This window comes from Verrucomicrobium sp. GAS474, from assembly GCF_900105685.1.
Taxonomy (GTDB): domain Bacteria; phylum Verrucomicrobiota; class Verrucomicrobiia; order Methylacidiphilales; family GAS474; genus GAS474.
The window spans coordinates 1,416,924-1,441,128 of the sequence record NZ_LT629781.1; the positions used below are offsets into that span (position 1 = coordinate 1,416,924).

Consider the following 24,205-nt stretch of genomic DNA (forward strand, 5'->3'; position numbering starts at 1 on the left):
TCCCTATGAAATTCCCTTCCTTCCGCTCCTTCGCCTTCCTGGCCTCGGCCTGTTCCCTGCCCCTGACCGGTTCGGCGCTCTATGCGGCGGAGGCCTCGCATCGACCGGGCGGCGGGGGACTTCCGGATGGCCGGGCCAAAGGCCGCCTCGGGAAAAGCTCGACCCACAGCCTGATGGTCGACGGAACGGGTATCTCCCATGAATAGGCTCCCCGTCGAAAAGGTCGAAAAGGCCGCCGGACGGGCCGAAACGATGAAAACCCGGATCGCCGCCGCGATCCAGGGGACGGGGAACGCGCTCGACGCCACCGTCGAGACGGTGACGGAACTCGTCGCCTCGGTGATCGAGGAGACGGGCCGGACGGCGCAGGCGGTGAGCGACGTCGTGGCCGACGTCACGGCGGGGGCGATCGAGGCAGCCGTCCATGTGGGGGCCGACCTCGGCCACGTGACGCGGGGCGTCATGATCGGCGTCTCGCGGGCCATGAAGGGAGTCCATCGGGAGGGCCTGGGGGACGACAAGGCGCTCGACACGATCCGCCTCACCGCCCGCGTTGCGATCCGCGACATCGCCCGCGTCGGCGGCGACATGGAGGCGGCGACCGTCGGCCTCGTCGAGGGGGCGATCGACAGCGCGAAGGAGCTCGGCGTCCGCGTCGAGGTCGCCGCGGCGACGGCCGCCGCCGGGGCGATGAAGGGGGCGAGCCGGGAAGGCCCGCTGGCGGAGGAGGCCGTCCGCCGGGTGGTGAGGCGTCCCATCAAGGGGATCACCCCGATGCTCGATGTGCCCGACGATCTTCCCCCGCCTGTCAAGGCGGCCAACCGGATGCTTCACCGTCCCAACTGAAAAGCCGCATGCTCTACACCATCGCCCTCGTTCTCATCGTCCTCTGGGTGCTCGGCCTCGTCACCGGCCGCACGATGGGCTCGTTCGTCCACATCCTGCTCGTCCTCGCGGTCCTCATCATTCTCCTCAACCTCATCCGTTCCTAACCCCCTCCATGAATCTCAAAACCATCGTTTCCCTCCTTCTCATCACCTTCGGCGTGGTCGTGCTCGCCTATTCGGGCCTCTCCTTCACGACGCCGGGCAAGCCGGTCGACTTCATTGGCATCCACATCGAGACGACCGACAGCCACTTCGTCCCGCCCATCGCGGGGGCCTTCGCCCTCGTCGGCGGGATCATTCTTCTCCTCGTGAAACCGAGGCAGTCCTAATCCAATGAGCAGCACCAGCAGCCATTGCGACTATGTCGACGCCCCCAAGGCGGCGACCCCCAAGCGTCTCCGTCTCCTGAAGGGGAAGGAAATCGTCCGGATCGGCGACTTCGTCGAGGACAAGGACGGGAAGGGCGGCTACGTGCCGTGGGAAGGCCCCGCCGGATTCCAGGCCGACTCCTTCGTCAAGCCGATCTATCGGGCGGGCGCCCGCGCGGCCCGTTCCTGAGTTTTCATGGGTGCCATTCCCGAGATCAAGAAGATCGCCTTCCTGGGCGATTATTTCCCCCGCAAGTGCGGCATCGCCACCTTCACCCACGACCTGCGCGGGGCGGTGGCGGCCGGGTATCCCGCGATCGATTGCTTCGTCGCGCCGGTCAGCGACCGCGCCGAGGGCTATGACTACGGGCCCGAGGTCCGTTTCGAGTTCTCCGAGAACGACCTCGATTCCTACATCCGCACCGCCGAATACCTGAACTTCAGCGGGACCGACGTCGTCTGCCTCCAGCACGAGTACGGGATCTTCGGCGGCCCCGCCGGGAGCTTCATCCTCGCCCTGCTGCGCGATCTCCGCATCCCCGTCGTGACGACGCTCCACACCGTCCTCGAAAAGCCGAGCGCCGAGCAGCGGCGGGTGCTCCAGGAGCTGGCCCTCCTCTCCTCGCGCCTTGTCGTGATGAGCGAGCGGGGCCGCCGCATGTTGAGGGAGATCTACGACGTCCCCGAAAAGAAGATCGACCTGATCCCCCACGGCATTCCCGACATGCCGTTCACCGACCCCAACTTCCTGAAGGACCAATTCCAGGTCGAGGGGAAGCAGGTCCTCCTCACCTTCGGCCTCCTCTCGCCGAACAAGGGGATCGAATACGTCCTCCGCGCCCTGCCCGAGGTGGTGAGGCAATTTCCCAACCTGGTCTACATCGTCCTCGGCGCGACCCATCCGAACCTGGTCCGCGATCACGGCGAGATCTACCGCCTCAGCCTGGAGCGGCTGGCCGCCGACCTCGGCATCACGCGCCACGTCAGCTTCTACAACCGCTTCGTCGAGCTCGACGAGCTGACCGATTTCCTGGGCGTCGCCGATCTCTACATCACGCCCTACCTCAACCCGGCCCAGATCACCTCGGGAACCCTCGCCTACGCCTACGGCGGAGGGAAGGCCGTCATCTCGACGCCCTATTGGCACGCGGAAGAGCTGCTGGCCGACGGAAAGGGTGTCCTCGTGCCGTTCGCCGATTCGGAGGCGATCGCGCGGGAGGTCGTCGCCCTCCTCCGGGACGACAAGCGCCGCCACGCCATGCGGAAGGCCGCCTACGTCGAGGGGCGCGGGATGATCTGGGAACGCGCGGCCCATCGTTACATGGCCTCGTTCGAGCGGGCGCGGAGCCATCCGACGAGCCAGCCGATCCGGCGCATGGGCGTCCGGACGCTCGACGAGAAGCGGCTGGAACTTCCGGCGCTCCGGCTCGACCACCTCGCGGCGATGTCCGATTCGACCGGCCTCCTTCAGCACGCGATCTATTCCCTGCCCGACTACGCCCACGGCTATTGCACCGACGACAACGCGCGGGCCCTCATCGCGACGCTGATGCTGGAGGAGCTGGAGCTCGACCTCCCCGAGGTGCGGCGGCTGACCGACACCTACGCCAGCTTCATGCAGTACGCCTTCGATCCCGGGGCGCGACGGTTCCGCAATTTCATGAGCTACGATCGGAAGTGGCTTGAAGCCTCCGGTTCCGAGGACAGCCAGGGCCGGGCGCTCTGGGCGCTGGGCACCTGCGTCGGGCGGTCGAGACGGAGCGATCTCCAATCGTGGGCGGCGCAGCTGTTCGAGCGGGCGCTGCCGCCCCTGCTCGACACCACCTCGCCCCGGACGTGGGCCTTCGCCCTGCTCGGCATCTACGAGTATTTCCGCCGCCTGAACGGGGACCGGATGGCGGCCCAGATCCGCGACGTCCTGACGCAGCGGCTGATCGACCTCTATGAGGCGAACGCCTCCGAGAAGTGGGGCTGGTTCGAGGACACGGTTTCCTACGACAATGCGCGGTTGTCGCAGGTCTTGATCCTGAGCGGGCGGTGGGCCGACAACCCGAAGGCCTTCGAGATCGGGCTGAAGTCGCTCCGCTGGCTCGTCGACGTCCAGAAATCGCCTGGCCAGATGGCCCATTTCCGTCCGATCGGTTCCGAGGGCTTCTACAAGCGCGGCGGGAAGCCGGCGCTCTTCGACCAGCAGCCGGTCGAGGCGCTCGCCACGATATCCGCCTGCCTGGAGGCCTATCGCTCGACCAACGATCCGGCCTGGCATCGGGAGGCGCGGATCGCCTTCGAGTGGTTCCTGGGCCGGAACGATCTCGGCCTCGCCCTCTGCGATCCGAAGACCGGGGCCTGCTGCGACGGCCTCCACATCGATCGGGTGAACCAGAACCGGGGGGCCGAATCGACGCTCTCCTATCTCATCTCCCTCAGCGAGATGAAGCTCCTGGAGAACAACCTCAAGGCTTTCCACGAACCGTTGCCGCTTCCGCCCGTGCCGGTTCCCGTCGCGGCGCTCATCCTTTCGACACCTTCATGAAAGTCACCCGTACCGGACTGGTCTTGAGGCCGAACGCGGCCCGGGTCCTCTTCCGTCCCTTCCGTCCGGGCGGCAATCAGAGATCGCTGCGGATCATCGCCCGCGTCCTTGCGCTCTCCCCGCAGGAGACGGCCGACGATCTGGCGCGGGTGGAAGCCGAATTCGGCTCCCGGCACCAGCGCCTCCGCGATTACTTCCTCCAGCGTTTCGCGGCCATCCGGCCCTTCCTGCCGAGCGATCAGCCCCTGGCCGAGGAGCGGAGGCTTCTGCTGGGAGCCTACTTCACCCACGAGTATTCCCTCGAGGCGGCGGCCCTCTTCAATCCCTCCATCGTTCCCCATCCCGATCAAACGGGGATGGCCGAAGGGACGATCCGATTTGTCCTGAGCCTCCGCGCGACCGGGGAGGGGCATATCTCCTCGATCACGTTCCGGACCGGCACCGTCGACGAGGAGGGGACGATCCGGGTCGACGAGCCCTCGCGCTTCGTCACCGCCCCGGAGCACGTGCTTAACGCCTCCTACGAGAAGAAGCTCTTCCTCAAGAAGCTTCAGGAGTTGGGCAATCCGGCCACTTCAGACGACTTGGCCCGCACGCTCCTCGCCGTCCTGCCGGAGGACTTCACCCTCGCGCAGTTGAAGGAACAGATCGTCCTGGCCGACCTTTCCCTGCTCGATCCCCGCGTCGTCCGCATGCTCAACCTCGCCGAGGCGAACTATGAGGTCGTCTACGGCGCCGACCAGCCGCTGACCGAGCGGGTGATCTTTCCCGTCGCGCCGAACGAGTCGAACGGCATCGAGGACGCCCGCTTTGTCCGGTTCGTCGGCGACGACGGGAGCGCCTCCTACGTCGCCACCTACACCGCCTATGACGGGCGCGTCGCCGTGCCGCAACTGCTCGAGACCGACGACTTTCGCCGCTTCCGGATCAGCACGCTCAACGGTCCCGAGGTCCAGAACAAGGGGATGGCCCTCTTCCCCCGGAAGATCGGCGGACGCTACGCCATGCTCTCCCGGCAGGACGGGGAGAATCTTTATCTCATGTACTCGGACGACCTCCATTTCTGGTACACGAAGACCCTCCTGCTGAAGCCGGCCTACCCGTGGGAATTCCTCCAGATCGGCAATTGCGGCTCCCCGATCGAGACCGGGGCGGGCTGGCTGGTGATCAGCCACGGCGTCGGGGCGATGCGGAAGTATTCCCTCGGGGCCTTCCTCCTCGACCGCGACGACCCCTCCCGCGTCTTGGCCCGCCTGTCGGAGCCGCTCCTCAGCCCCGACGAAAGCGAGCGCGAGGGGTACGTGCCGAACGTCGTCTACAGCTGCGGCGCGATGCTCCACGCGAGACGGGTGATCGTCCCCTACGCGATGTCCGACTCGGCGACCTCGTTCGCCACCGTTCCGCTCGAGGAGCTCTTGGCGGCGATGCGGCCCGTCGAGGGTTAGCCGCTCAACGGCTTGGACGAAGGTCGATCAAATCGGGACAATCGAAGTGGCCTGCTCGACGGCCCGTTTGCGGGCGGTCCGGCTTTCCTCCGATCCCTTCTGGAGGGCGAGGAACAGCTCTTCCCGCGAGGGATCGCGAAGGGAGTCGCCGGCGTCGGCGTCCTCCGGGAGCGCGGCTTCTCCGTGGAGAAGCTGGTGGATGGTCTGTTGGGGCATCATAGTCGAATCCGGTCCCGGTTAGTGGCGGTAGTGGCGATGATGATGGTGGTGGTGATGCCCCGAGCCGAAGCGGATCCCGACGCCGACATCGGCCCGGGCGGGAGTGGCGAGTGCGACGAAGGGGAAGCCGACGAGCGCCAGCAGGAGGACTCTCTTCAAAAATGTTTTCATGGAAGCACGGTATGGCAACCGGCGCTTTTTGGCCATGGGGTGTACACCCCATGGAACGGGCTTCCGTTCCCGATAGAGTGCACAAATGACCCCGAATCAAATCGCTTCTTCTGAAACAACCCCGGAGTTGGAGCCGCACGGTACGAGAATCAGGACGACCCCGAACGACCTCCAACGGGAGAACGCCACGGGCAACGAGGCGCTCCGGGTTTCGGAGCTCAGCTACCGGCGTCTCTTCGAGGCGGCGAAGGACGGCATCCTGATCCTCGACGTCGAGACGGGGCGGATCAATGACGTGAATCCGTTCCTCTTCAAGCTCCTCGGCTTCTCCCACAGCGAGATGGTCGGCAAGACCGTCGGGGAACTGAGCCCGTTCAAGGACATCGAGTCGAACCAGGCGATGCTGGAGCGCCTGCAGCAGCACGGCTACGTCCGCTACGAGGATCTGCCGCTGGAGACCAAGGACGGCCGCCACATCGCCGTCGAGTTCGTCAGCAACGTCTACCAGGCGGGGAGCGAAAAGGTGATCCAGTGCAGCATCCGCGACATCACCGACCGGAAGAAGTCGGAGCAGTGGCAGGCCCTGCTGAACACCTGCGTCTCCAACCTGAACGACATCTTCATCGTGATCGAGGCCGACCCGCTCGACGAGCCAGGCCCCCGGATCGTCTTCGTGAACGAGGCGTTCGAGCGGATCACCGGCTACACGTCGGCCGAGACGCTGGGCCGGAGCCCCCGGTTCCTCAACGGGGAGCGGACCGATCCCCTGATCCTGAAAGAGATCCATCAGGCGATGCGGGATCGGCAGCCGATCCGCCGCCAGATCATCAATTACGGCAAGGACGGGACCGAATATTGGCTCGATATCGACCTGGTCCCCATCTTCGACGGCACGGGGCGGTGCACCCATTTCTCCGCCATCGAGCGCGACATCACCGAGGGGAAGCGGAACGAGGCGCAGCTGCTCTGGAAGACGGCCTTCTTCGAGGCGCAGGTGAATTCGTCGCTCGACGGCATCGTGATCGTCGACAGCGAGGGGACGATCATTCTCCAGAACCAGCAGATGATCGACCTGTGGAACATTCCCCAGGAATTCGCCGACGAGGTCGACAACCGGCGGCGTCTCGACTGGGTGACGAGCCAGGTCAAGAATCCCCGGCAATTCGCCGAGAGCGTCGCCTACCTTTCGGCCCATCCCGACGAGATCAGCCGGGACGAGCTGGAGCTCAACAACGGCAAGGTCTTCGACCGCTACTCGGCCCCCGTCCGGGGCAAGGAAGGCGACCGCTACGGCCGGATCTGGGCCTATCGGGACATCACCGAGCGCAAGAAGCTGGAGCACCAGTTCCTCCGTGCCCAGCGGATGGAGAGCATCGGCACGCTGGCCGGGGGGATCGCCCACGACCTCAACAACATCCTCGCGCCGATCATGCTCTCGATCGACACGTTGAAATTCACTTCCGACGAAAAGGACCGGAAGGACATCCTCGAAACCATCGAGGTCAGCGCCAAGCGCGGGGCCGACATCGTGCGGCAGGTCCTCTCGTTCGCGCGGGGCCTGGAGGGCCAGCGGATCGAGGTCCAGCCGAAGCATCTGCTGAAGGACCTCGAGAGCATCATCAAGGACACCTTCCCGAAGGACATCCGCCTGCTCTTCTCCGTCCCCAACGACACGTGGACGATCCTCGGCGATCCGACCCAGATCCACCAGATCCTCCTGAACCTCTGCGTGAACGCCCGCGACGCGATGCCGAACGGCGGCAGCCTCACCATCGGCGTCGAGAACTGCCTCCTCGACGAGCAATACGCGGGGACGAACACCCAGACGAAGGCGGGACGCTACGTCCACATCAACGTGACCGACTCCGGGATGGGGATGCCCCCCGACGTCCTCGACAAGATCTTCGAGCCCTTCTTCACCACGAAGGAACTCAACAAGGGGACCGGCCTCGGCCTCTCGACCGTCATGGGCGTCGTGAAGAGCCACGGCGGGATGATCACCGTCTACAGCGAGCCCGGCAACGGGACGACGTTCAAGGTCTACCTCCCCGCCATGGAGGCCTCCTCCGTGGTGACTCCAGAGCAGCCGGAGGAGGTGACGCTTCCGAAGGGGAACGGCGAGATGATCCTCGTGGTCGACGATGAGGCGGCGATCCTCAGCATCACCAGCAGGACCCTCCTCTCCTTCGGCTACCGCGTCCTCACGGCGACGAACGGGGCCGACGCCGTCGCGGTCTACGCCGAGCACAAGAACGAGATCGCCGTCGTCCTCACCGACATGATGATGCCGATCATGAACGGCCCGGCGACGATCCAGGCGCTCACCCGGATCAACCCGGCGGTGAGGATCATCGCGACGAGCGGCCTGAATGCGAACAATGGGGGGACGAAGCACTTCCTGATGAAGCCCTACACGGCCGAGACCCTGCTGAAGACCCTGCGGACGATCCTCGACAAGGTTTGAAAATTTAAGGCGTGGGCATGGGCGGGCGCTTCACCTCGATGCGGAAGGGCTCCACCAGCCGCTGGATCGCGGCGAAGTTCCGGACCCGCTCGAGGAGGAGGCGGGTGATCTTGCTCCCTCCCGCCAGGACGACGAGGCCCGCCGAAGTCATGATGCTGGCCATCAGGATCTGCCCGATCGCCAGGTCGGCCAGGGCGACCTCCCGGATCTCCTTCGCGCCGGTCGGCGTGTCGGAGGGGTCGATCCTGAAGCGTTCCAGGACCTCGACGACCAGCGCCGGATCGAACTGGCCCGGGTTCCCCTCCATGTGGGCCAAGGCCTCCCGCAGGGAGCCTCCCCGGTTTTCCCAATCGACGATCTCGGAGAAAATCTTCAGCAGCCGCGCGCCGTAGGGGATCGCCGTTTCCGACGCGCCGTCCTGGGGATAGCCGGAGCCGTCGTAGTTCTTTTGCTGGGAAAGGACGATCTCGGCGACGAGCTGGAGGCGGGGAATGTTGCGGATCAGATCGTGGCTCGCCCCGGTCGCCCGGGCCATCATCTCGCTCTCGTTGACGTCGAGGGGCTTTCCCTTCCGCACTTTCTCCGTCACCTCGGAGGGGAGGGCGATGAAGCGGATCTGGCTGAGGAGGGCGGCGACCTCGAAGGTCCACGCATCGGGGGAACGGCGCGCGGTGCCGAAGTCCCGCAGGTAGTCGCGGACCCGCTCGCCCACGACGAAGGCCGCCGGCTCGACCAGCGCCAGCATGTCGACGAGCACCTTGATGCTCCCCGCGAGGGTCTGCTCCAGGAGCTCCCGCTCCGCGGTCACCAGCCGGTATTGCTTCAGCGCCTCCTCGATGGCGAGGGCGAAGACATCGGCGGGACAGGGCTTGGAGAGGAAGCGGTAGACGCTCCCCTTGTTGATCGCCTCGATGGCGGTCTGCGGGTCGATGCTCCCCGTCAGCATCATCCGCACCGTGTCCGGCGACGAGAGGCGCGTCTTTTCGAGGAACTCGGTCCCCGACATGCCGGGCATCTCCATGTCGGCGACGATCACCGCGTAGGATGCCCCTTTCCCGATGAGCGCCAGCGCCTCCTCCGCGCCGCCCGCCACCTCGACCTCGAACTTCCGCTGCAGAAAGCGCTGATAGACCACCAGCGTGTTGGGATCGTCGTCGACGAAGAGGACTTTTTCACTCATGGGATTAAAGGAACGAGACTGCGCCTTCGCCCCGCCTTTTCCCATGGGGGATAACCCTACCTTGGATGCCGCCCGCGCCTGGACGACGGCCCGGCATCCCGTCCTGACGGCATTGCCGCCGTCTAGAGCCTGTCATGCACTTTGGAAAGCCCGCGTTGCTCCTAAAACGGCCTCCATCAAGACGCGAGCGACGCTGCATGCCTGAATGGCACGCGAGGAGCGAGCAACGCCGAGGGAGACCGTTTTAGGAGCAACCCTTCGGGCCGGGGTTCCACACCCCTTCCCCGTCGTTCTGCGCCGCCTCACGGGCCATTCAGGCACGCTTCGGCGTCGCACGCCTAGGGGAGAGGGGCGCAGCCCCTCCGGCGCGGGCTTTCCAAAGTGCATGACAGGCTCTAGCCCCGCTCGAACTGCGACTCCAGCAGCTTCACCGTCAGCGCGGTCCATCCCGTCTGGTGGCTGGCGCCCAGGCCCTTTCCGGTATCGCCGTGGAAGTACTCGTGGAAGAGGACGAGGTCTTTCCAATGGGGGTCGCTCGCGAAGCGGTGCGCTCCGCCGTGGCAGGGCCGATTTCCGGCGGCGTCGGGGAGGAAGAGTCCCGTCAGCCGCCGCGAGATCTCCCGCGACGCTTCCTTCAGCGTCATCCGTTTTCCCGAGCCCGCGGGGCACTCGACCTTCACCTCGTCGCCGTAGAAGTGGTGGTACCGTTCCATCGCCTCGACGAGGAGGAAGTTGATGGGGAACCAGACCGGACCGCGCCAGTTCGAGTTGCCGCCGAAGAGGCGCGTCGTCCCCTCGCCCGGCTCGTAGCCGACGGTGTATTCGGCGTCGCCCTGCTTCAGGACGTAGGGCTTCGCGAGGTGGGCCTTGGAGACGGAGCGGAGGCCGTGCTCGGAGAGGAACTCGGTCTCGTCGAGGACGTAGCGGGCGACGCGCTTCATCCGTTCCCGCGAGGAGAGGGAGAGGAGGCGGAGGCCCTTGTTCGTGTCGGGGACGCAGCAGGCGATCCGGCCCGGGAGGTCTTTCCGGTCGTTGAGGAACCACGCCATCCGCCGGGCGAAGCCGGGGAGTTTCTCGATCTGCTCCATCTCGAGCACCTCGACGGCGATGAGCGGGAGGAGGCCGACGAGGGAGCGGGTGCGGAGCGGCGTCCCCTGGCCCTCGTATTGGAGGACGTCGTAGAAGAAGCCGTCGGCCTCGTCCCAGAGGCCGGTGCCGCCGATGGTGTTGATCGCGTCGGTGATCGCGATGAAGTGCTCGAAGAACTTCGAGGCCATGTCCTGGTAGACCGGGTTCTCCTGCGCGAGTTCGAGCGCCATCGAGAGCATCGTGAGGCAGTAGAACCCCATCCACGCGGTGCCGTCGGCCTGCTCCAGGAAGCCGTCGCCGGGAAGCGGCTTCGAGCGGTCGAAGACGCCGATGTTGTCGAGGCCGAGGAAGCCGCCCGAGAAGAGGTTGTTCCCCAGCGTGTCCTTCCGGTTCACCCACCAGGTGAAGTTCAGGAGGAGCTTCTGGAAGGCGGCCTCGAGGAAGGCGCGGTCCCGCTCGCCGCGCTCGCCCGTCATCTTGTAGACGCGCCAGACGGCCCAGGCGTGGACGGGCGGGTTCACGTCGCTGAAGGAGAACTCGTACGCGGGGAGCTGGCCGTTCGGGTGCATGTACCACTCGCGCAGGAAGAGGAGGAGCTGGCGCTTGGCGAACTCGGGATCGATTCGGGCCATCGGGATCATGTGGAAGGCGGTGTCCCACGCGGCGAACCACGGGTACTCCCACTTGTCGGGCATCGAGAGGATGTCCTCGCTGTAGAGGTGGCCCCAGGTGCCGTTGCGGATCTCGCCGCGTCCCGGCGGCGGGGACGGCAGCGTCGGGGTCGCCGGATCGCCCTCGATCCAGTCCTCGACGATGTAGTGGTAGAACTGCTTGCTCCAGATCAGCCCGGCATAGCCCTGGCGGGCGACGTTCCGCTCCTCGGCGGGCATCGATTCGGGAAGGATCACGTTGTAGAACGCGTCGGCCTCGTCCTTGCGGGCCTGGAAGAGCGCGTCGAAGTCGGCGAAGGGATCGGAAGGCACGGGTGCGGAACCCTCCGGCACCAGGCGCAGGCGGAGCCGCACTGTCTTCGAGACGCCCGGCTCGACCTCGATGACGGTGTGGATGGCGCACTTCGTCCCCGTCCTGTCGGGATTCACGGAGTTGGCTTCCGCGTTGACGACGGCGCGATGGAGGGCGTCCTTCACGAAGGGGCCGACGTTCGGCGTCTTCCAGAGGCGTTCGGCGTTCGTCTCGTTCTCCGTGAAGAGCGGCTCGCCCTCCTCGTAGGCGAGATGGAACAGGCCCAGCTGCTCGTGGCGGGCCGAAATGAAGTTCGGCCCGGGGCCGAGGTTTTCGAGCTTCAGCACGGGCTTCGTGCCGGTCTTCTCGTGGCGGTTCCCCCACGCCCACGTGTTGCGAAACCAGAGCGTCGGCAGGAGGTGGAGGACGGCTTTCTCCGGTCCCCGGTTCGTCGCGGTGATCCGGATCACGATATCCTCGGGGCCGTCCTTCGCGTACTCGATGACGACGTCGTGATAGCGCCCTTCGTCGAAGATCCCGGTGTCCTCGAGCTCGTATTCCGGCTGGCGGAGATCGCGTTTCGCGTTCTCCTGGACGAGGTGGTCGTAGGGAAAGGCCGCGTGCGGGTATTTGTAGAGCGCCTTCAGGTAGGAGTGGGTCGGCGTCGCGTCGAGGTGGAAGTAGGCCTCCTTCACGTCCTCCCCATGGTTCCCCTCGGGCCCGGTGAGGCCGAAGAGGCGCTCCTTCAGGATCGGGTCGTTCCCGTTCCAGAGGGCGAGGGCGAAGCAGAGGCGGCTCTTGCTGTCGCTGATCCCGAAGAGGCCGTCCTCGCCCCAGCGGTAGGCGCGGCTTCGCGCCTGCTCGTGGGGGAAGGAGGTCCAGGTGTTGCCGTCGGCGGAGTAATCCTCCCGCACGGTCGCCCATTGGCGGTCGCTGAGGTAGGGCCCCCAGCGTTTCCAGTAACGGGTGCGGGCCCGGTTCTCACTGAGGCGGGCATGTTCGGCGGTGGTCGGCGTGGGGCAGGACATGCGTGGGGAAAGTGTCCGATGCTAACCCCGATCGGCGGCGAGGTCGAGGACGCCCTTGCAGGGTGGGATAAGCCTCCGCCGCAGTGGTCAATGGACGGTTGTTTGGATGTCCTGATAACAAGGATCAGTCAATCATTTCTGACAAATCCTCCCTTCGATCGCTAGAGTTTTTTGGTCAAGAATTGTTGACTGATCCCTTTTCTGCTTCGTTCAAAAGGGTGATTGAAGCGCATGGGTCGGTGACGAGGGGGCTGAATTTGAGTTGTGCGCGAACAGGGGCAGATGTTTGAGGTGCTTTCTTTTCCTGCCGCCGAGCGACTTAGAGTTTTCGAGAGCTCTGGGAGGAATCTTCCTTTGGGTTCTCTTCGAAGGTGGAGCGACACCGTCCGGGATGTGGAAAAGGAGGGCTTACTTTTGGGGCTCGCTCAATGTTTCCAAAAGGAGCTTGGCATCGGGATACCTGACTTCGTTGAGGGAATAACGACAATAAACATTCAGGGCCTTGATGGCCTCTTCTTTCCTGCCGAGCTCGGCGAGGCTTCGTCCTAGAAACCAGTAGGCGGTGTAAAACGTGGGGTTGGACTGCACGTAGGCGGTCCCGGCATCGGCAGCCTTGGCCCAGTTTTTTTCGAAGTAGGCCTTGGAAAGTTTATAGCGCAGAAGCGATCGTTGTCGGGCGATTTTCGTTTCCATGAAGCCGGTGAAGGCGTCCGGAATTTTTTCGGGTGTCCCGAGCCCGGACAGGTCGCTTTCGACGGTGTTTAGTAAGGCACCCTGGGGGCTGAACCAGGCTCTCAGGATATCCTGGTAGAAATTGCGAGCGAGCACATCGCGAGTCAACGCGGCCTCGTCTCTCATGCCGACCAGTTCGAGGGCGGGTAGGATTTCCTCGTTAAGCTGGGACGAGGTCATCTGATCGGAGGAGAGGGCAGCGAGGGTCTTCTTGAGCTTGGCCGTGTTCTTTGTTTGAAGGTAGGAACGGATTCGAAGGCGATTGGCTTTGTTGATGTTGTAGGGATCGGCGAGGTTGGCGAGAGCGAACTCGAGGTTGATGGGATTTCCCGAGCGCAGGGCGATTTGGGCGTCGATGAGGCTGAGCCGTTCGACGGTTTGGGGGAATTTGGCCGCATTTCGGTAGGGTTTGACAATATCGAGGAATTTTTGGCGAGTCTCGGTATTGTCGATATCGAGGGCATAGTCGCCGGCGGAAACGAGATAGGACGTAAAGTCGTCATCCTCGGTGCTCTGGAGGCCGGCTTGGAGGAGGCGGAGGACCGCCTTGCCTCCCGCATCGCTATGGGACAGGTCGCTGAAGAGGTCCTCCCAGAACTCGAGATCTACGGGATCTTGAGCTGATTTTATCAAATAAAGCCGGAAGGCTATGGCATCCTCCTGACTCAGGTCGTTGAAATTACCGAAGTCGCGTCGCTGGTCGAAGGTCGGCGGTTTGGAGATGCTCGATGGAGCGCGCCACGCGAGGCACTCTTTCCGCAGGGTGGTGATAATGGGCGCGTAGGGCTTAGTGAGGTTGATCTGCTTCAGGAGTTTGAGTTGAAACTCGGGTTTGGTTTGTCCGGCATCGGCGGTGAGGGTGTAGGAAGCGGCGGCTTGGTAGATGGCCTGGGCCGAATCGAGATCGAGCGATTGCAGAATGTAGAAAAGGGCGTTTTGGACGAGATCCAGAGAGAGCGCGTCCATCGGCCCCTCTGCCTGCTTTTGGATATAGCCCCTCAAGGCAGCAGGAGAAGACTTGTCCGTCTTCATGTAGGCGACGATCCGCTCGATCTTCGTCTGCTGCGCCGGAGTCATGGTCTCGTAGCTGGGCGATTTCCGAAAGTGCTCGAAGACTTCAGGGTGCCAGTTCGTGTAGGCATCCCAGAGGAAATCATAGAGGAAGTCCGCTTTGACGGGCTTGGGGAAGGAGGGGTTGTCGAGAATGGATTGCGCCAAGGCATTCGCGTCGGCTTGCGATTTGCACACGCTCAAGAGTTGGCTGAATCCCTTGAGGAGGGCCTGCTGCTGGGTGTTTGCCGTCAGTGCTGGGACGGAGGGGGCGAGGAAGGCGGCCTTGACCCATTCGGCGGGCTGGAACTCCTCCTGGGAGCGGTCGAGGATCTGATCGAGGCGAAGTAGCCGGGGGTCATCAGGCGATTTCGGTTCCGCATAGTCCCACCAGGATGGTTTGTGATCTTTGAGCCATGCGGCGGCTCCGTCGGCCAGCTGCTTCGATGCGAGCGAGGTGTTGCGGAGATTTTCCAGTCGCTCTTTCAGCTCTTGCTGTGTCTTGGCCCCTGTGGCCGGGTTGGCAATGCAGGCATCGAGCGCGCTCGTTGCGTCAGACTGCCTGCCGAGGGCCAGGTAAAGATCGGTGAGGATGGTGACGGTAGAGCTGGTGTCAGCCTTCGGGGAGGCCTTGATGTCCTGTTCCAGCACCGTGGTCACTTTATCGAGATCCCGATGTTGCTGTAGCGCGGCGAGCCCCCAAACACGGTGGATGGCCAGCGTGAGTTTCGTGTTGTCGTCGAGACTCGGACTCCATTCCTTTGCCATAAGGTCGAGGGCCTTGTCGCCCTGATTGGCGTCGACGTAGTTCGCTATGAGGTGAAGGGCGCGGATCTGGCGGTCCTTGGTATCCTGCGGGGAGAAGGGGGTGAGGATGGAGATGGCAAGGAGACGGAGATCATTGGCGTGATCGGGAAGAAGATCTTCCGCCGTGCCGAAGACGCCAACGAATTCAAGGGCCGCATTAGGGTAAAATCGGGCGGCATAGGCCAACTGGCGGAGGAGGGTGAAGGCCTGCTTGGTGTCTTTGTTGCGCTTGGCTTCACCGAGGCTTTTTCCCAGGCTTGTCAGGCTCGGGATGATGGGGACGACCTTGCGATCCGTGAGCGGTTCCAGCCCTGCGAAGGCTTCCAGCTTCTGCCATTGAGGCCACCAGGCGTTCCAATTGTTCCAGAAGGAAGGGCTATCGTAGGAATCTTGGAGGCCGGCGAGGACGTTCTTCACTTGTTCTCCCGATTTAAGGAGGTTCTTCTTGTTTGCTGCCTTCAGAAGCCGGAGGAGGCGAAGGGCCTCGGCCTTGTTGCCGTCGTCGAAACGGATAAAGGTGGCGCGGAGCAGTGCCTCCTGGGCCGAGGTCTGGCGATCCGCCCAGGGCTCGGCGGTCTGATAGCAGGCGAGGGCCTTCTCGTAATTCCCCCGGGATTCCCAGTTGACGCCGCTTTTCAGCGCGAGGGGACCTCGAAAGCCGTCGGGGGTGCCGTCGATTTGGGTCAGGGTGGCATAGAGGTCTCCGGCCTCGGCGAGGAGGTTCTTCTTTTCGAGCACTTTGGCGTGAAGGATTTCGATGTCGACGTAGACCTCGCTCGAGTGTGGTAGCGCGTCGGCGAGCTTCACCAGGCCGAGGAAGAAGGATTCCTTCGCCGGGGAAGGGGCGTAACGGAGGCTCCACTCGGCGTCGCTGGCGCAGTTCCAGAGATACTCCGTGAAATCGCCATCGGGCGGGTAGGAGGTGGCCAAACGGACGGCGCAGCCCAACGCATCGTCGGGCTCGCCACTCTCATCGTGCTGGGCCATGGCCTTCTTTGCCTCGGCAATGGAGGAGAAGGAGGGCTGCTTCTTTTCGAAGGCGACAATATCGGGCGAATTGGCGAGAAGCTCTTTCAGCCCGGCCTGGAGTGCTAGATGATGGGAGGCAGATTCGGCATCTTCGCGGGCCTTTTTGAGAGCTTTTCCGAGTGGGCCTCCATTCTGGTCCGGAGTGGCGAGGGAATCGAGAAGGGTCAGGAGTTCGAGGCTTTTTTTCTCTTCGCCCGCATTGACGAACTTTCGGGAGGTGGAGGTCACCTCGAGAAGAGTATTTTGGATGCTTTCCGATTTTGAGGCAATCAGCACGGAGAGCCGGTCCTTCAGCCTTGGTCCGTCGCCCTGGTTTAATGCCGTGAGGGCGTAGAAAGCGTAGAGCGAGGGGGCGGCGTCGCTTTCCAGGAGGAGGCCCTTGTCGGCATAGTCCAGGGCGGCCTTGGGCGAGGCCGTGTCGGCCAGGATGGTGGCCGTCTTGTAGATGGCCCAACCGCGACGTCCCGAGGAGACGGTGTTGTTTTCGGAGATGCCCTGGAAGAGGGCGAGGGCCTCCTCCTTTTTGCCCAGGCCGAGGAGAGCCGTCGCCTGGAGGTATTCGGCCCAGGCGATCGTGGTAGGATCGAGCGCGGCTCGGTTGGCTTCCAGTGCTGGCTTCAGGCGGGAAAGGACGCCGTCCCAGTTTTCGACGTTGTATTCTAGGATTGCCAGCTTGATGGAGGCGATGGCGATGGTCTTTTTGTCGGTGGGAAATATGGCGGGGATTCTCTCTAGGGCGGCCCGGCGTGCGACGACATTGCCGTCGTCCGGAAACTCCGAATCGATCAGGGTCAGTTGCCCCTCTCCGGTCGGCATCAGCGGGAGGCTTGTCGCTAGTTCCGCATCGGTCTGCGCCGGGATGCCGGGGACGTCTCCCTTTACCTTGCTCAGCGCGAGCGGCTTGGCGGCCCAATTTCGAAGATTGCCAGCCATGTCGCCCAGCGAGCGCAGTTCCTCGGGCTGGAAGAGGCTTTTTTCCAGAGTCACCTTGCAGTTGCCGGTCAGGACTCCCTCCTTGGTGGACCACGAGGACTGGAAGGTGAAACCGGGAGAGCGGGAGAGAAGGGGATCGCCCAGCCGTCCGGCTTCCGAACCGGGGAGGAGTTCAATGCGGCACGTGATGCGCTGGGAGTCGGGCCAGAGGAAGGTCGTGTTGCGGCGGGTTTTGTAGTCTTTCAGGTCGGGCAGCAGGGAGTCGGGGGAGGGGAATCGCAGGCTGCTCGCTTCGTCCCCCGTGTTGCCGACGCCTCCCAACGTCATGTAGGCCCGGAGAGAGAAAGAGTCCGGGGCGTTCTTCGGCGAGGATTCCCCGAGCAGTTCCACGTCGGCAACCGTGGCGCGGGGAAAGAATCCCTGAACCGTTTCCTGGATTCGCGAGAGGAGTTGGTCCTTGGGCAGCCCGCCGTAGTATTCCCGGTAGCTGGCACGATAATATCCCGCCGCGTCGACCTTGATCCATCCGGCGAGATCCCCGTCGGGGCGCAGCTTCAGATCGAAGGAATACGTCACGGCGGCGTCGCGGAAGGGGGGCGTGCGAATCCAAGCCGCTTTGCCTTTTTTTACCACGAGGACATCGCGATCCGATTCGCTTCCGCTGAGTAGGCCCGGGGTCCCATAGGTGATCGTGGGATCGCAGAAGACGGTTTCCTTTCCCACTTGGGCAGCCAGGATGCAGTGGTTGAAGTGGCGGTAATCGGGGCTGGCTTTATTGATGAGCCCGGAGTGTTCGGTCGTGAGGAGGGTGAGCCACGCCGGAATGCCCTTGTATGCCAACATGGCCCGGAGAAGGTTGGCCTTATCCTTACAATCCCCATACTGCCGATTCCAAACATCCATGGGGTCGTGGGGGCGGAAGTCCGATTGATCGAGTTCGAAGGCCGTGTAGCGAATGTCCTGCGCCACGTGTCCGTAGAGGATGCCGAGAATCTCACCGGGTTCCTTCGCCGTCCGGGTCCATTCGTCGATCTTGCCCTTCAGGGCGGCATTGAGGGTGACGGTGTTCCTGGTAAGGTCTTCATACCAAGCGGCGAAAGTATCCCAATCCTTCAGCGTGGAGAGCCAGAGCGTCGGTCCGATCTGATAAGAGGGAGCCCGGGTTTCCGACCAGGGATCGGCTGCGGTCTCAAGCTTTTCCCACGTCAATTGCTGTCGTCCCGCTCCCGCTTCGACCTTGGCAGGGGTGGGAATCGCTTGCCCCAGGTTCGTGATGGTGAGCCGCTTGGAGTACGTCGACGGCAGATCGACGACGAGGCGTTGCAGGTATTCCGGCCACGATCCCTTCCACGTGAAGGTCTGGGAGTATTCCCCGGGAATCCTTGGCTCCGTATCCTCGAGAACGATGAGGCTCTCCGTGATGCTGCCTGGCTTGATGTTCGAGTAGACCGTGACGAGATCGAGTTGGTCGTTGTAAATCGAGTCGGCTATTTCGTTTTGCGGCGTCTTCACAAAAACAGCGTCACTTGTCACCGCAGTCCGCATCTTATCCGGCTGGATCGTCTGAGCGGAGACGAGATAAGCGCGTTGGAATTTTTTCTTGTACGTGAAGCTGCCTTGGGCGATCGCCTTGGCTCCTGCGTCGTTCCATGCTTTATAGACCGAGTGGTAGGCCGAGACCCGGCTCCCGTCTTCGTTGACGTAGGTGAGAACCTCCTCGAGGAGGACCGTGGCATCGGCGTCGCCGTGGTCCATGCGACTGCCGCTTTCCAGGACTTTTTCCAGCGGTGTCAGGAGCTTGGTCAGACTGTCCTTATAGATGGCAGGGGGAGGGGAACTCGGCGGTGGTTCATCGGCCAGGAGTAACCCTGTGGCAAGAAGAGCTCCCGCTAAAATCACTCCCTGACAAAGAAAACTGACGGGAACACGCTCTTTTTTCGGAGCCATTCGAAAAAATGCAAACACGGAGGCCGACAGCCTAAATACGTATCACAAACGAGTCCACTTAAAATGCGATATTTTCAAGTGCTACGCTGAAGGAAACTGAAGGCGGAGTTGGCATGACAGATCTTTGCGCTTTTGTGCGCGAGCTGCGAAGCGAGTGTTCCGGCTAAAAGGCCTGAAACTTGAGCTAATCCCCTCAGAGCGAGGGGAAAGGAAAAATGGTGGGCAGAACAGGATTCGAACCTGTGAAGGCGTAAGCCAGCAGATTTACAGTCTGCCCCGGTTGGCCACTTCGGTATCTACCCAAAAGGAAAGGAGGAGCTAGACTACTCGCTCGGGGGCGGAGGTCAACGCTCTTTTCGCGGAGGGGGCGGCTTGGCCCGGTCCGGGGGGCTTCTACGGGTTAGTAGAAGTTGACGAGGTCGCCGGGGGGATACGGGTTGACGATCATCGAGTCGGCGGGGTGCTGCTTCAGGGTGCGGTAGCTGGCGCCGGGGCCGACGGGGAGGGGGCCGGTGGCGAGGTCGACGACGCCGAGGCCGATGTCGGAGACGGTGCGGCCGGTGCCTTGGACGAGGCCTTTGGTCCAGGCGACGGTGGGGCCTTCGAGCTCGTTGAGGGTGAACATGGAGTCGAGGATCTCGGTGGGGGCGAGGGCGATGTTGGCGAAGCCGCGACCGACTTTGTCGTAGAGGGTTTCTTTCTTCGGCATGGAGATGTCGGCGCGGAGGGGGGCGCTGATGAGGCCGAGGAGGAGGAGGGTGCCGAGGAGGGCGGGGGCGACGGTCGAGGAACGCATGGTCACTTTTTACGCTTTTGACGAAATGTACGCCAGTACATTTATCATGGTAACGCGGTTTTTTAGGGGGTGCCGGGATCGGGGGGGAGGAGGGGTTCGGGGGGGTGTAGGGGGGGAGGGAGATGACGGGGTGGCCTTCGAGGGGGGGGCGGCGTTCGTGGATGCCGGGGGCGATCTGGGGTTTTTCGGCGAAGGCGCAGCGGAGCATTTCGACGCGGGCGTCGAGGTTGTCGAGGTAGTGGAGGGCCCAGGCTTCGGCGGTGCGGGGGGTGACGGGGGCGCCGTATTCGCGCTGGCCGTGGTGGGAGGCGATGAGGTGGAGGAGGTGGAGGCGGACGGTTTCGGAGGGGGGCTGGTGGCCGGGGGCGGCGGCGAGTTTGAATTCGGGGTGGTCCTGGAGGGTGCGCCAGAGGTGGTTGGCGAGTTCGATGCCGACGGGGATGTGGCCCATGAGTTCTCCGACGAGGGTGTGGGGCATGAGGAAGCCCTGGGCCTGGTAGTCGTTTTCCCAGAGTTTGCCGCTGTCGTGGAGGAGGACGCCGAGGATGACGAGGTCCCAGTGGAGGTGGGGGTAGACGGGGCGGAGGGCCTGGGCGCCGCGGATCATCTGGGCGACGTGTTCGATGAGGCCGCCGCGGCGGGCGTGGTGGTAGTCGCGGGCGGCGGCGGCGCGGCGGAATTTTTCGCCGTGGAGGGTGAGGAAGGTCTGGCCGAGGAGGCGGAGGCGGGGGTCGGCGAGGGTGTCGATGGCGGCGGTGATGTGGTGGAGTTCGCTGTCGAGGAAGGCCTGGCGTTCGGGGGTGCCGGCGAGGAGGGTGTCGATTTCCTGGGGGGTGAGGGGGCGGAGCTGGGGGCGGTTGAGGTTGAGGCCGTATTGGTTGCGGTGGTAGTGGGCTTCGAGGGCGACGAAGGCGCCGGGGCTGTGGCGGAGGGCTTCGGGGTAGGCGGGGCTGTCGGCCCAGAGTTTGATTTTTTCGTTGCCGGTGCCGTCGCCGATCTGGAGGTCGAGGTAGGGTTTGCCGGTTTTGGTTTCGCCGGGGTGGAGGGCGGTGATTTGGACGGGGATTTCTCCGTGCCAGCCGCTCTCGCCGTCGTTGGTTTGGTTGGCGAGGTGGGTGAGGAGGTCGCGGAGGGTCATGGAGGGAGGGTAGGGCAATGGGGAGGCGGGGTTCAAGCTGGAGAGACGGGGCCCATACGCCCTGACTCCTATTGGGAGATCAAGCCGCTTCGGTCAAGGCCGCTGCGCGCACTTCGCCCGCATGGAGTCGGGCCGCCTCGGCGTGGAGCCGCAGGGCGAGGTCCTTCCGGTCCTCCCCTTCCTGCGCGGAGGGAACGTGGGAAAAGGTGACGGTGGCCTCGATGCTCGGCTTGGTGAGGAGGTTGAGGAGGTGGGGGAAGAGGGTCATTTCTTTCCAGTAGCTGACTTCCTCGGCGGGGTCGCCCTCGCCGGGGGGGAGGCGGTAGCGGATGGCGGCGACGGCGAGGGGGGGGCTGTTGCGGAGGGCGGGCTGGAGGAGGGGGGCCTTGAAGGGGAGGACGTTTTCCCCGCCGCTGCTGGTCCCTTCGGGGAAGAGGATGACGGTGTGGCCGTTCTGGAGGGCGGACTCGATTTCGTTGACGGTGTGGCCGGTGCGGGTGCGGCGTTCGCGGTTGACGAAGAGGGTTCCGGCCTGGCGGGCGAACCAGCCGAAGACGGGCCAGGCGGCGACTTCTTTTTTGGCGACGAAGATGACGGGGTGGAGGGAGGCGAGGAGGGGGATGTCGAGGTAGCCGAGGTGGTTGCTGACCAGGAGGAGGCCCTGGCGGTCGTGCCGGGGGCGGGGCGGGGTGCCGACGACTTCGACCCGGAGGCGGAAGTGGGGAAGGAGGCGGCGGGAGGTGCGCCGGAGCCAGCGGGCGCGGGCCTGGGCCTTGTCCGCGGGAGGGCGGAAGGCGCAGGTGAGGAGGTGGTCGGCGGCGGAGTAGGCGAGGCTGAGGCCGATGCGGAGGAGCCGCCAGGCCATGCGGAGGAAGCGGCGGGGGGTCATTCTCCGAAGAATTTCTGGCGGACCTGGGGGGAGAGGGAGTCGAGGTCGAGGAGGGTGAGGAAGTCGATGGTCTGGAAGTGGCGGTCGAGGGCGGGGGGGCCGCAGATTTTGGCCCCGAGGCTGAGGTAGGCGCGGAGGAGCTTGGGGAGGGGCGGGGCCTCGTCTTCGGGGGCGAGGGTGTGGAGGGGGCAGTCGTAGGCGGGGAGGGGGAGGGTGCGCCAGGGATGGGGGGCGAGGTGGCGGCGGATGAGGTCGTTGTAGGCGCTGGCTCCGACGGCGGGGTTCTGGCTGGTGAGGGAGCTGCAGCCGATGAGGTAGCGGGCGCGGTGGTCGTGGGCGTAGCGGGCGATCCCTTTCCAGAGGAGGCCGAGGACGATGAGGTTCCGGTGGGGGGCCTCGACGCAGGCGCGGCCGAGTTCGACGAGGCGGGGGCGGAGGGGCTCGAAGGGGGCGAAGTTGAATTCCTGGGCGGAGTAGTAGCCGAGGTGGCCGGGGCGGGCGGCGGCGGTCCCGGTCTGGAGGCGGTAGGTGCCGATGATGCGGGCGCTGGGGAGGTGCTCGACGAGGAGGTGGTCGCAGAGGGGGTCGAAGGGGTCGGCGTCGAGGCCGGTGAGGTGGGAGGCGGCGAGGCCCTCGCGGAGCTCGAGGTTGAAGACGCGGTAGCGGAGGGCCTGGGCCTCGCGGATTTCGTCGGGGTTCCGGGCGAGGCGGAGGACGTAGTGGGAGGCGGCGGGGGTGACGGCGCCGCCGGTGCTGCCGCCGATCCGCTCGCCGAGGGGGCGGGCGGGGGCGGGGTGGGAGAGTTCGCGGGGAAGGGCGGAGGGGGTGGCGACGACGTGGGAGGGCGGAATCACCCGCCGAGGTTCACGCGGGCGTGCGGCGGTTGCGTGGCGGCCGTGTGAATGTTTTTCGACCGACCGGTTACGATTCGGCGACGCTTCTTTCCGGCTTGGCCCTAATCGGCGTCGTCCTCGATGCGCTCGCTGATTTCGTCGCGGTATTTCATCCGCAGGCAGGCGTAGCCGACGAGGCTGACGGCGAGGGCGCTGAGGAACCAGAGGGGGAATTGGTCGAAGGGAGGCTCGGGATGGGAGGAGAGGTTGCCGACGATGGGGAGGCTGAGGAAGAGGAGGGAGAGGGCGGAGTGGAGGAGGTGGCGGAGGCGGAGCTGGCCGCGCTGCCGGAGGGAGAGGGGGGCGGCGACGGCGATCATGGCGTAGACGGTGAGGAAGCCGTAGGTGGCGAGGGTGCCGAGGTAGCCGTAGATGTCGATGAGGGGGATATGGGCGAGGATGCACCCGGCGGGGACGAGGAGGATGAGAATGGCGGAGAGGGTGATGGCGTGGTGGGGGGTGGCGTTGACGCGGTGGGTCTGGGCGATCCGGGGGGGGAGGATGCCGTGCCGCCCGAGGGTGAAGAGGATGCGGGACCCGGCGTTGATGCAGGCGATGGCGCAGGCGAAGGCGCTGATGATGACGCCGATGGAGAAGAGGAGGCCGAGGGCGGGGTGGCCGAGGTAGGCGGTGAGGGTGATGATGGGGGTGTCGCTGCGGGAGAGGTCGGCGCCGATGGTGTGGAAGCTGAGGATCGAGACGTAGGAGATGACGATGAAGAAGAGGCCGCTGCCGAGGACGCTCCAGGAGATGGAGCGGGGGATGTTGCGGAGGGGGTCGCGGTCCTCGGTGCCGAGGGTGGTCGAACTCTCGAAGCCGACGAAGCTGAAGATGGCCATGATGAGGCCGATCTTGATGCCGTCCGGGGTCGCCCCCTGGAGGGTGAACTGGGCGGGGTCGAGGAAGATGCCGTGCCGCAGGCAGACGAGGGCCCCGATGAGGAGGGTGAGGAGGACGGAGAAGGCCTCGGCGCTGAGCATGAGGCGGGCGGAGAAGCGGATGTCCCGGTAGGCGACGTACCAGACGGCGAGGACGCTGGCGGCGAGGATGAGGAGGGTGGGCGGGGCGAGGAGGGGCTTGAAGTGGCGGAGGTAGTCGACGGCGATGATGAGGACCGACATGGCGGTCAGGAGGTAGGCGATGACGGAGCACCATCCGGCGACGAAGCCGGTATCGGGGCCGAGGGTCTGGGCGACGTAGGTGTAGAGGGAGCCGGGGGAGGCGGTGCGCCGGGCGAAGTAGCGGATGTGGAAGCTGACGCAGAGGAGGCCGCAGCAGGCGAGGAGGTAGGTGATCCAGGTGCCGTTCCCGGCGAAGGAGTAGACGACGGCGGCGTTCGCGGCGGCGGTGAAGGTGGGGGAGATGGCGGCGACCGACTGGGAGAGGGTCTCGGGGAAGGAGAGGCAGGTGGAGCGGAGTTTCCCCGCGCGCGACGGGGGAAGGGAACCGGGGAGGGGGGGCGCTTCGTCCATAAGAGGGGCAATAGGGGAGTACGAGGGGCGGTACTAAAGGAATTCAAATCTTTCGTCTAACATTTATCCCGGATCTAAAGCGGGAGCGATTCCCGGGCCAACTCGGCGACGATCCGGGGGAGGTGTGCGGGGGCGCGCGTGCTACCGCAAACCGCCATCGGACCCGGGAGCG

The 24,205-nt window shown here is 64.5% G+C and carries 17 protein-coding genes and 1 tRNA gene; 8 read left to right on the top strand and 10 right to left on the bottom strand.

The features are described from left to right. The first annotated feature begins 5 nt into the window (after positions 1-5). Genes BLU04_RS05850 through BLU04_RS05875 form a run of 7 tightly spaced genes read left to right on the top strand, consistent with a single transcriptional unit; the run spans position 6 to position 5,233 of the window. Entirely contained in the window at positions 6-206 is a 201-nt protein-coding gene (locus tag BLU04_RS05850) for a hypothetical protein (RefSeq protein WP_093283403.1), read from the top strand. Next, positions 199-846: a hypothetical protein gene (locus BLU04_RS05855; protein ID WP_093283406.1), complete on the top strand. Its 648-nt coding sequence runs from the start codon at positions 199-201 to the stop codon at positions 844-846. The genes BLU04_RS05850 and BLU04_RS05855 overlap by 8 nt, the downstream gene beginning before the upstream one ends. Before the next feature lie 8 nt (positions 847-854). After that, positions 855-992: a lmo0937 family membrane protein gene (locus BLU04_RS16320; protein ID WP_157895153.1), complete on the top strand. Its 138-nt coding sequence runs from the start codon at positions 855-857 to the stop codon at positions 990-992. Between the two features lie 8 nt (positions 993-1,000). Continuing rightward, the gene (locus BLU04_RS05860) at positions 1,001-1,216 is read left to right on the top strand and encodes a hypothetical protein (protein WP_093283409.1); all 216 of its coding nucleotides are present in this window, start codon (positions 1,001-1,003) and stop codon (positions 1,214-1,216) included. Positions 1,217-1,220: 4 nt separating this feature from the next. Continuing rightward, positions 1,221-1,445, top strand: coding sequence for a hypothetical protein (locus BLU04_RS05865; protein ID WP_093283412.1), 225 nt, complete (start codon positions 1,221-1,223; stop codon positions 1,443-1,445). Positions 1,446-1,451: 6 nt separating this feature from the next. Continuing rightward, positions 1,452-3,788, top strand: a complete 2,337-nt coding sequence (locus tag BLU04_RS05870) for a glycosyltransferase family 4 protein (RefSeq protein WP_093283415.1) — start codon at positions 1,452-1,454, stop codon at positions 3,786-3,788. Then, positions 3,785-5,233 carry a glycoside hydrolase family 130 protein gene (locus tag BLU04_RS05875; protein ID WP_093283417.1) on the top strand — a complete coding sequence of 483 codons (1,449 nt, stop codon included), beginning with the start codon at positions 3,785-3,787 and terminating at the stop codon, positions 5,231-5,233. The genes BLU04_RS05870 and BLU04_RS05875 overlap by 4 nt, the downstream gene beginning before the upstream one ends. Positions 5,234-5,260: 27 nt before the next feature. On the opposite strand, the gene BLU04_RS05880 is transcribed toward BLU04_RS05875, so the two are convergent. Together BLU04_RS05880 and BLU04_RS16325 are read right to left on the bottom strand one after the other, a co-directional pair. Next, on the bottom strand, positions 5,261-5,452 hold the full coding sequence (locus tag BLU04_RS05880) for a hypothetical protein (RefSeq protein ID WP_093283420.1): 192 nt from the start codon (positions 5,450-5,452) through the stop codon (positions 5,261-5,263). Between the two features lie 18 nt (positions 5,453-5,470). Next, on the bottom strand, positions 5,471-5,623 hold the full coding sequence (locus BLU04_RS16325; protein ID WP_157895154.1) for a hypothetical protein: 153 nt from the start codon (positions 5,621-5,623) through the stop codon (positions 5,471-5,473). A gap of 85 nt (positions 5,624-5,708) precedes the next feature. Between BLU04_RS16325 and BLU04_RS05885 the strand changes: the two genes are divergently transcribed. After that, positions 5,709-8,087: a PAS domain S-box protein gene (locus BLU04_RS05885; protein WP_093283422.1), complete on the top strand. Its 2,379-nt coding sequence runs from the start codon at positions 5,709-5,711 to the stop codon at positions 8,085-8,087. Positions 8,088-8,091: 4 nt separating this feature from the next. Here the strand turns inward: BLU04_RS05885 and BLU04_RS05890 are convergent, their stop codons facing one another. The 8 genes from BLU04_RS05890 to BLU04_RS05925 form a co-directional block, all read right to left on the bottom strand. Then, positions 8,092-9,267 (bottom strand): HD domain-containing phosphohydrolase, encoded by a 1,176-nt coding sequence (locus BLU04_RS05890; RefSeq protein WP_162274646.1) that lies wholly within the window; start codon positions 9,265-9,267, stop codon positions 8,092-8,094. A 395-nt stretch (positions 9,268-9,662) separates the two neighbouring features. Next, entirely contained in the window at positions 9,663-12,347 is a 2,685-nt protein-coding gene (locus BLU04_RS05895) for a glucosidase (RefSeq protein ID WP_093283427.1), read from the bottom strand. Positions 12,348-12,755: 408 nt separating this feature from the next. Further along, complete coding sequence (locus BLU04_RS05900; protein ID WP_093283430.1) at positions 12,756-18,845, bottom strand: DUF3857 and transglutaminase domain-containing protein; 6,090 nt, start codon at positions 18,843-18,845, stop codon at positions 12,756-12,758. A gap of 216 nt (positions 18,846-19,061) precedes the next feature. Beyond that, positions 19,062-19,147, bottom strand: a tRNA-Tyr gene (locus BLU04_RS05905). A 98-nt stretch (positions 19,148-19,245) separates the two neighbouring features. Then, positions 19,246-19,641 (bottom strand): hypothetical protein, encoded by a 396-nt coding sequence (locus BLU04_RS05910; RefSeq protein WP_093283432.1) that lies wholly within the window; start codon positions 19,639-19,641, stop codon positions 19,246-19,248. A 1,217-nt stretch (positions 19,642-20,858) separates the two neighbouring features. After that, positions 20,859-21,668: a lysophospholipid acyltransferase family protein gene (locus BLU04_RS05915; RefSeq protein WP_093283435.1), complete on the bottom strand. Its 810-nt coding sequence runs from the start codon at positions 21,666-21,668 to the stop codon at positions 20,859-20,861. Next, positions 21,665-22,522 (bottom strand): GNAT family N-acyltransferase, encoded by an 858-nt coding sequence (locus BLU04_RS05920; protein WP_197673048.1) that lies wholly within the window; start codon positions 22,520-22,522, stop codon positions 21,665-21,667. Before BLU04_RS05920 ends, BLU04_RS05915 begins: the two co-directional genes overlap by 4 nt. A 101-nt stretch (positions 22,523-22,623) precedes the next feature. After that, positions 22,624-24,033 carry an APC family permease gene (locus BLU04_RS05925; protein WP_093283437.1) on the bottom strand — a complete coding sequence of 470 codons (1,410 nt, stop codon included), beginning with the start codon at positions 24,031-24,033 and terminating at the stop codon, positions 22,624-22,626. Positions 24,034-24,205: the final 172 nt, after the last annotated feature.

Bases quoted from the DNA above. Each gene is read 5' to 3' on its own strand.
- BLU04_RS16320 (WP_157895153.1), top strand. From the start codon at position 855: ATGCTCTACACCATCGCCCTCGTTCTCATCGTCCTCTGGGTGCTCGGC.
- BLU04_RS05895 (WP_093283427.1), bottom strand. From the start codon at position 12,347: ATGTCCTGCCCCACGCCGACCACCGCCGAACATGCCCGCCTCAGTGAG.
- BLU04_RS05870 (WP_093283415.1), top strand. From the start codon at position 1,452: ATGGGTGCCATTCCCGAGATCAAGAAGATCGCCTTCCTGGGCGATTAT.
- BLU04_RS05850 (WP_093283403.1), top strand. From the start codon at position 6: ATGAAATTCCCTTCCTTCCGCTCCTTCGCCTTCCTGGCCTCGGCCTGT.
- BLU04_RS05885 (WP_093283422.1), top strand. From the start codon at position 5,709: ATGACCCCGAATCAAATCGCTTCTTCTGAAACAACCCCGGAGTTGGAG.
- BLU04_RS05900 (WP_093283430.1), bottom strand. From the start codon at position 18,845: ATGGCTCCGAAAAAAGAGCGTGTTCCCGTCAGTTTTCTTTGTCAGGGA.
- BLU04_RS05890 (WP_162274646.1), bottom strand. From the start codon at position 9,267: ATGAGTGAAAAAGTCCTCTTCGTCGACGACGATCCCAACACGCTGGTG.
- BLU04_RS05915 (WP_093283435.1), bottom strand. From the start codon at position 21,668: ATGACCCCCCGCCGCTTCCTCCGCATGGCCTGGCGGCTCCTCCGCATC.
- BLU04_RS05875 (WP_093283417.1), top strand. From the start codon at position 3,785: ATGAAAGTCACCCGTACCGGACTGGTCTTGAGGCCGAACGCGGCCCGG.
- BLU04_RS05880 (WP_093283420.1), bottom strand. From the start codon at position 5,452: ATGATGCCCCAACAGACCATCCACCAGCTTCTCCACGGAGAAGCCGCG.
- BLU04_RS16325 (WP_157895154.1), bottom strand. From the start codon at position 5,623: ATGAAAACATTTTTGAAGAGAGTCCTCCTGCTGGCGCTCGTCGGCTTC.
- BLU04_RS05925 (WP_093283437.1), bottom strand. From the start codon at position 24,033: ATGGACGAAGCGCCCCCCCTCCCCGGTTCCCTTCCCCCGTCGCGCGCG.
- BLU04_RS05860 (WP_093283409.1), top strand. From the start codon at position 1,001: ATGAATCTCAAAACCATCGTTTCCCTCCTTCTCATCACCTTCGGCGTG.
- BLU04_RS05910 (WP_093283432.1), bottom strand. From the start codon at position 19,641: ATGCGTTCCTCGACCGTCGCCCCCGCCCTCCTCGGCACCCTCCTCCTC.
- BLU04_RS05855 (WP_093283406.1), top strand. From the start codon at position 199: ATGAATAGGCTCCCCGTCGAAAAGGTCGAAAAGGCCGCCGGACGGGCC.
- BLU04_RS05865 (WP_093283412.1), top strand. From the start codon at position 1,221: ATGAGCAGCACCAGCAGCCATTGCGACTATGTCGACGCCCCCAAGGCG.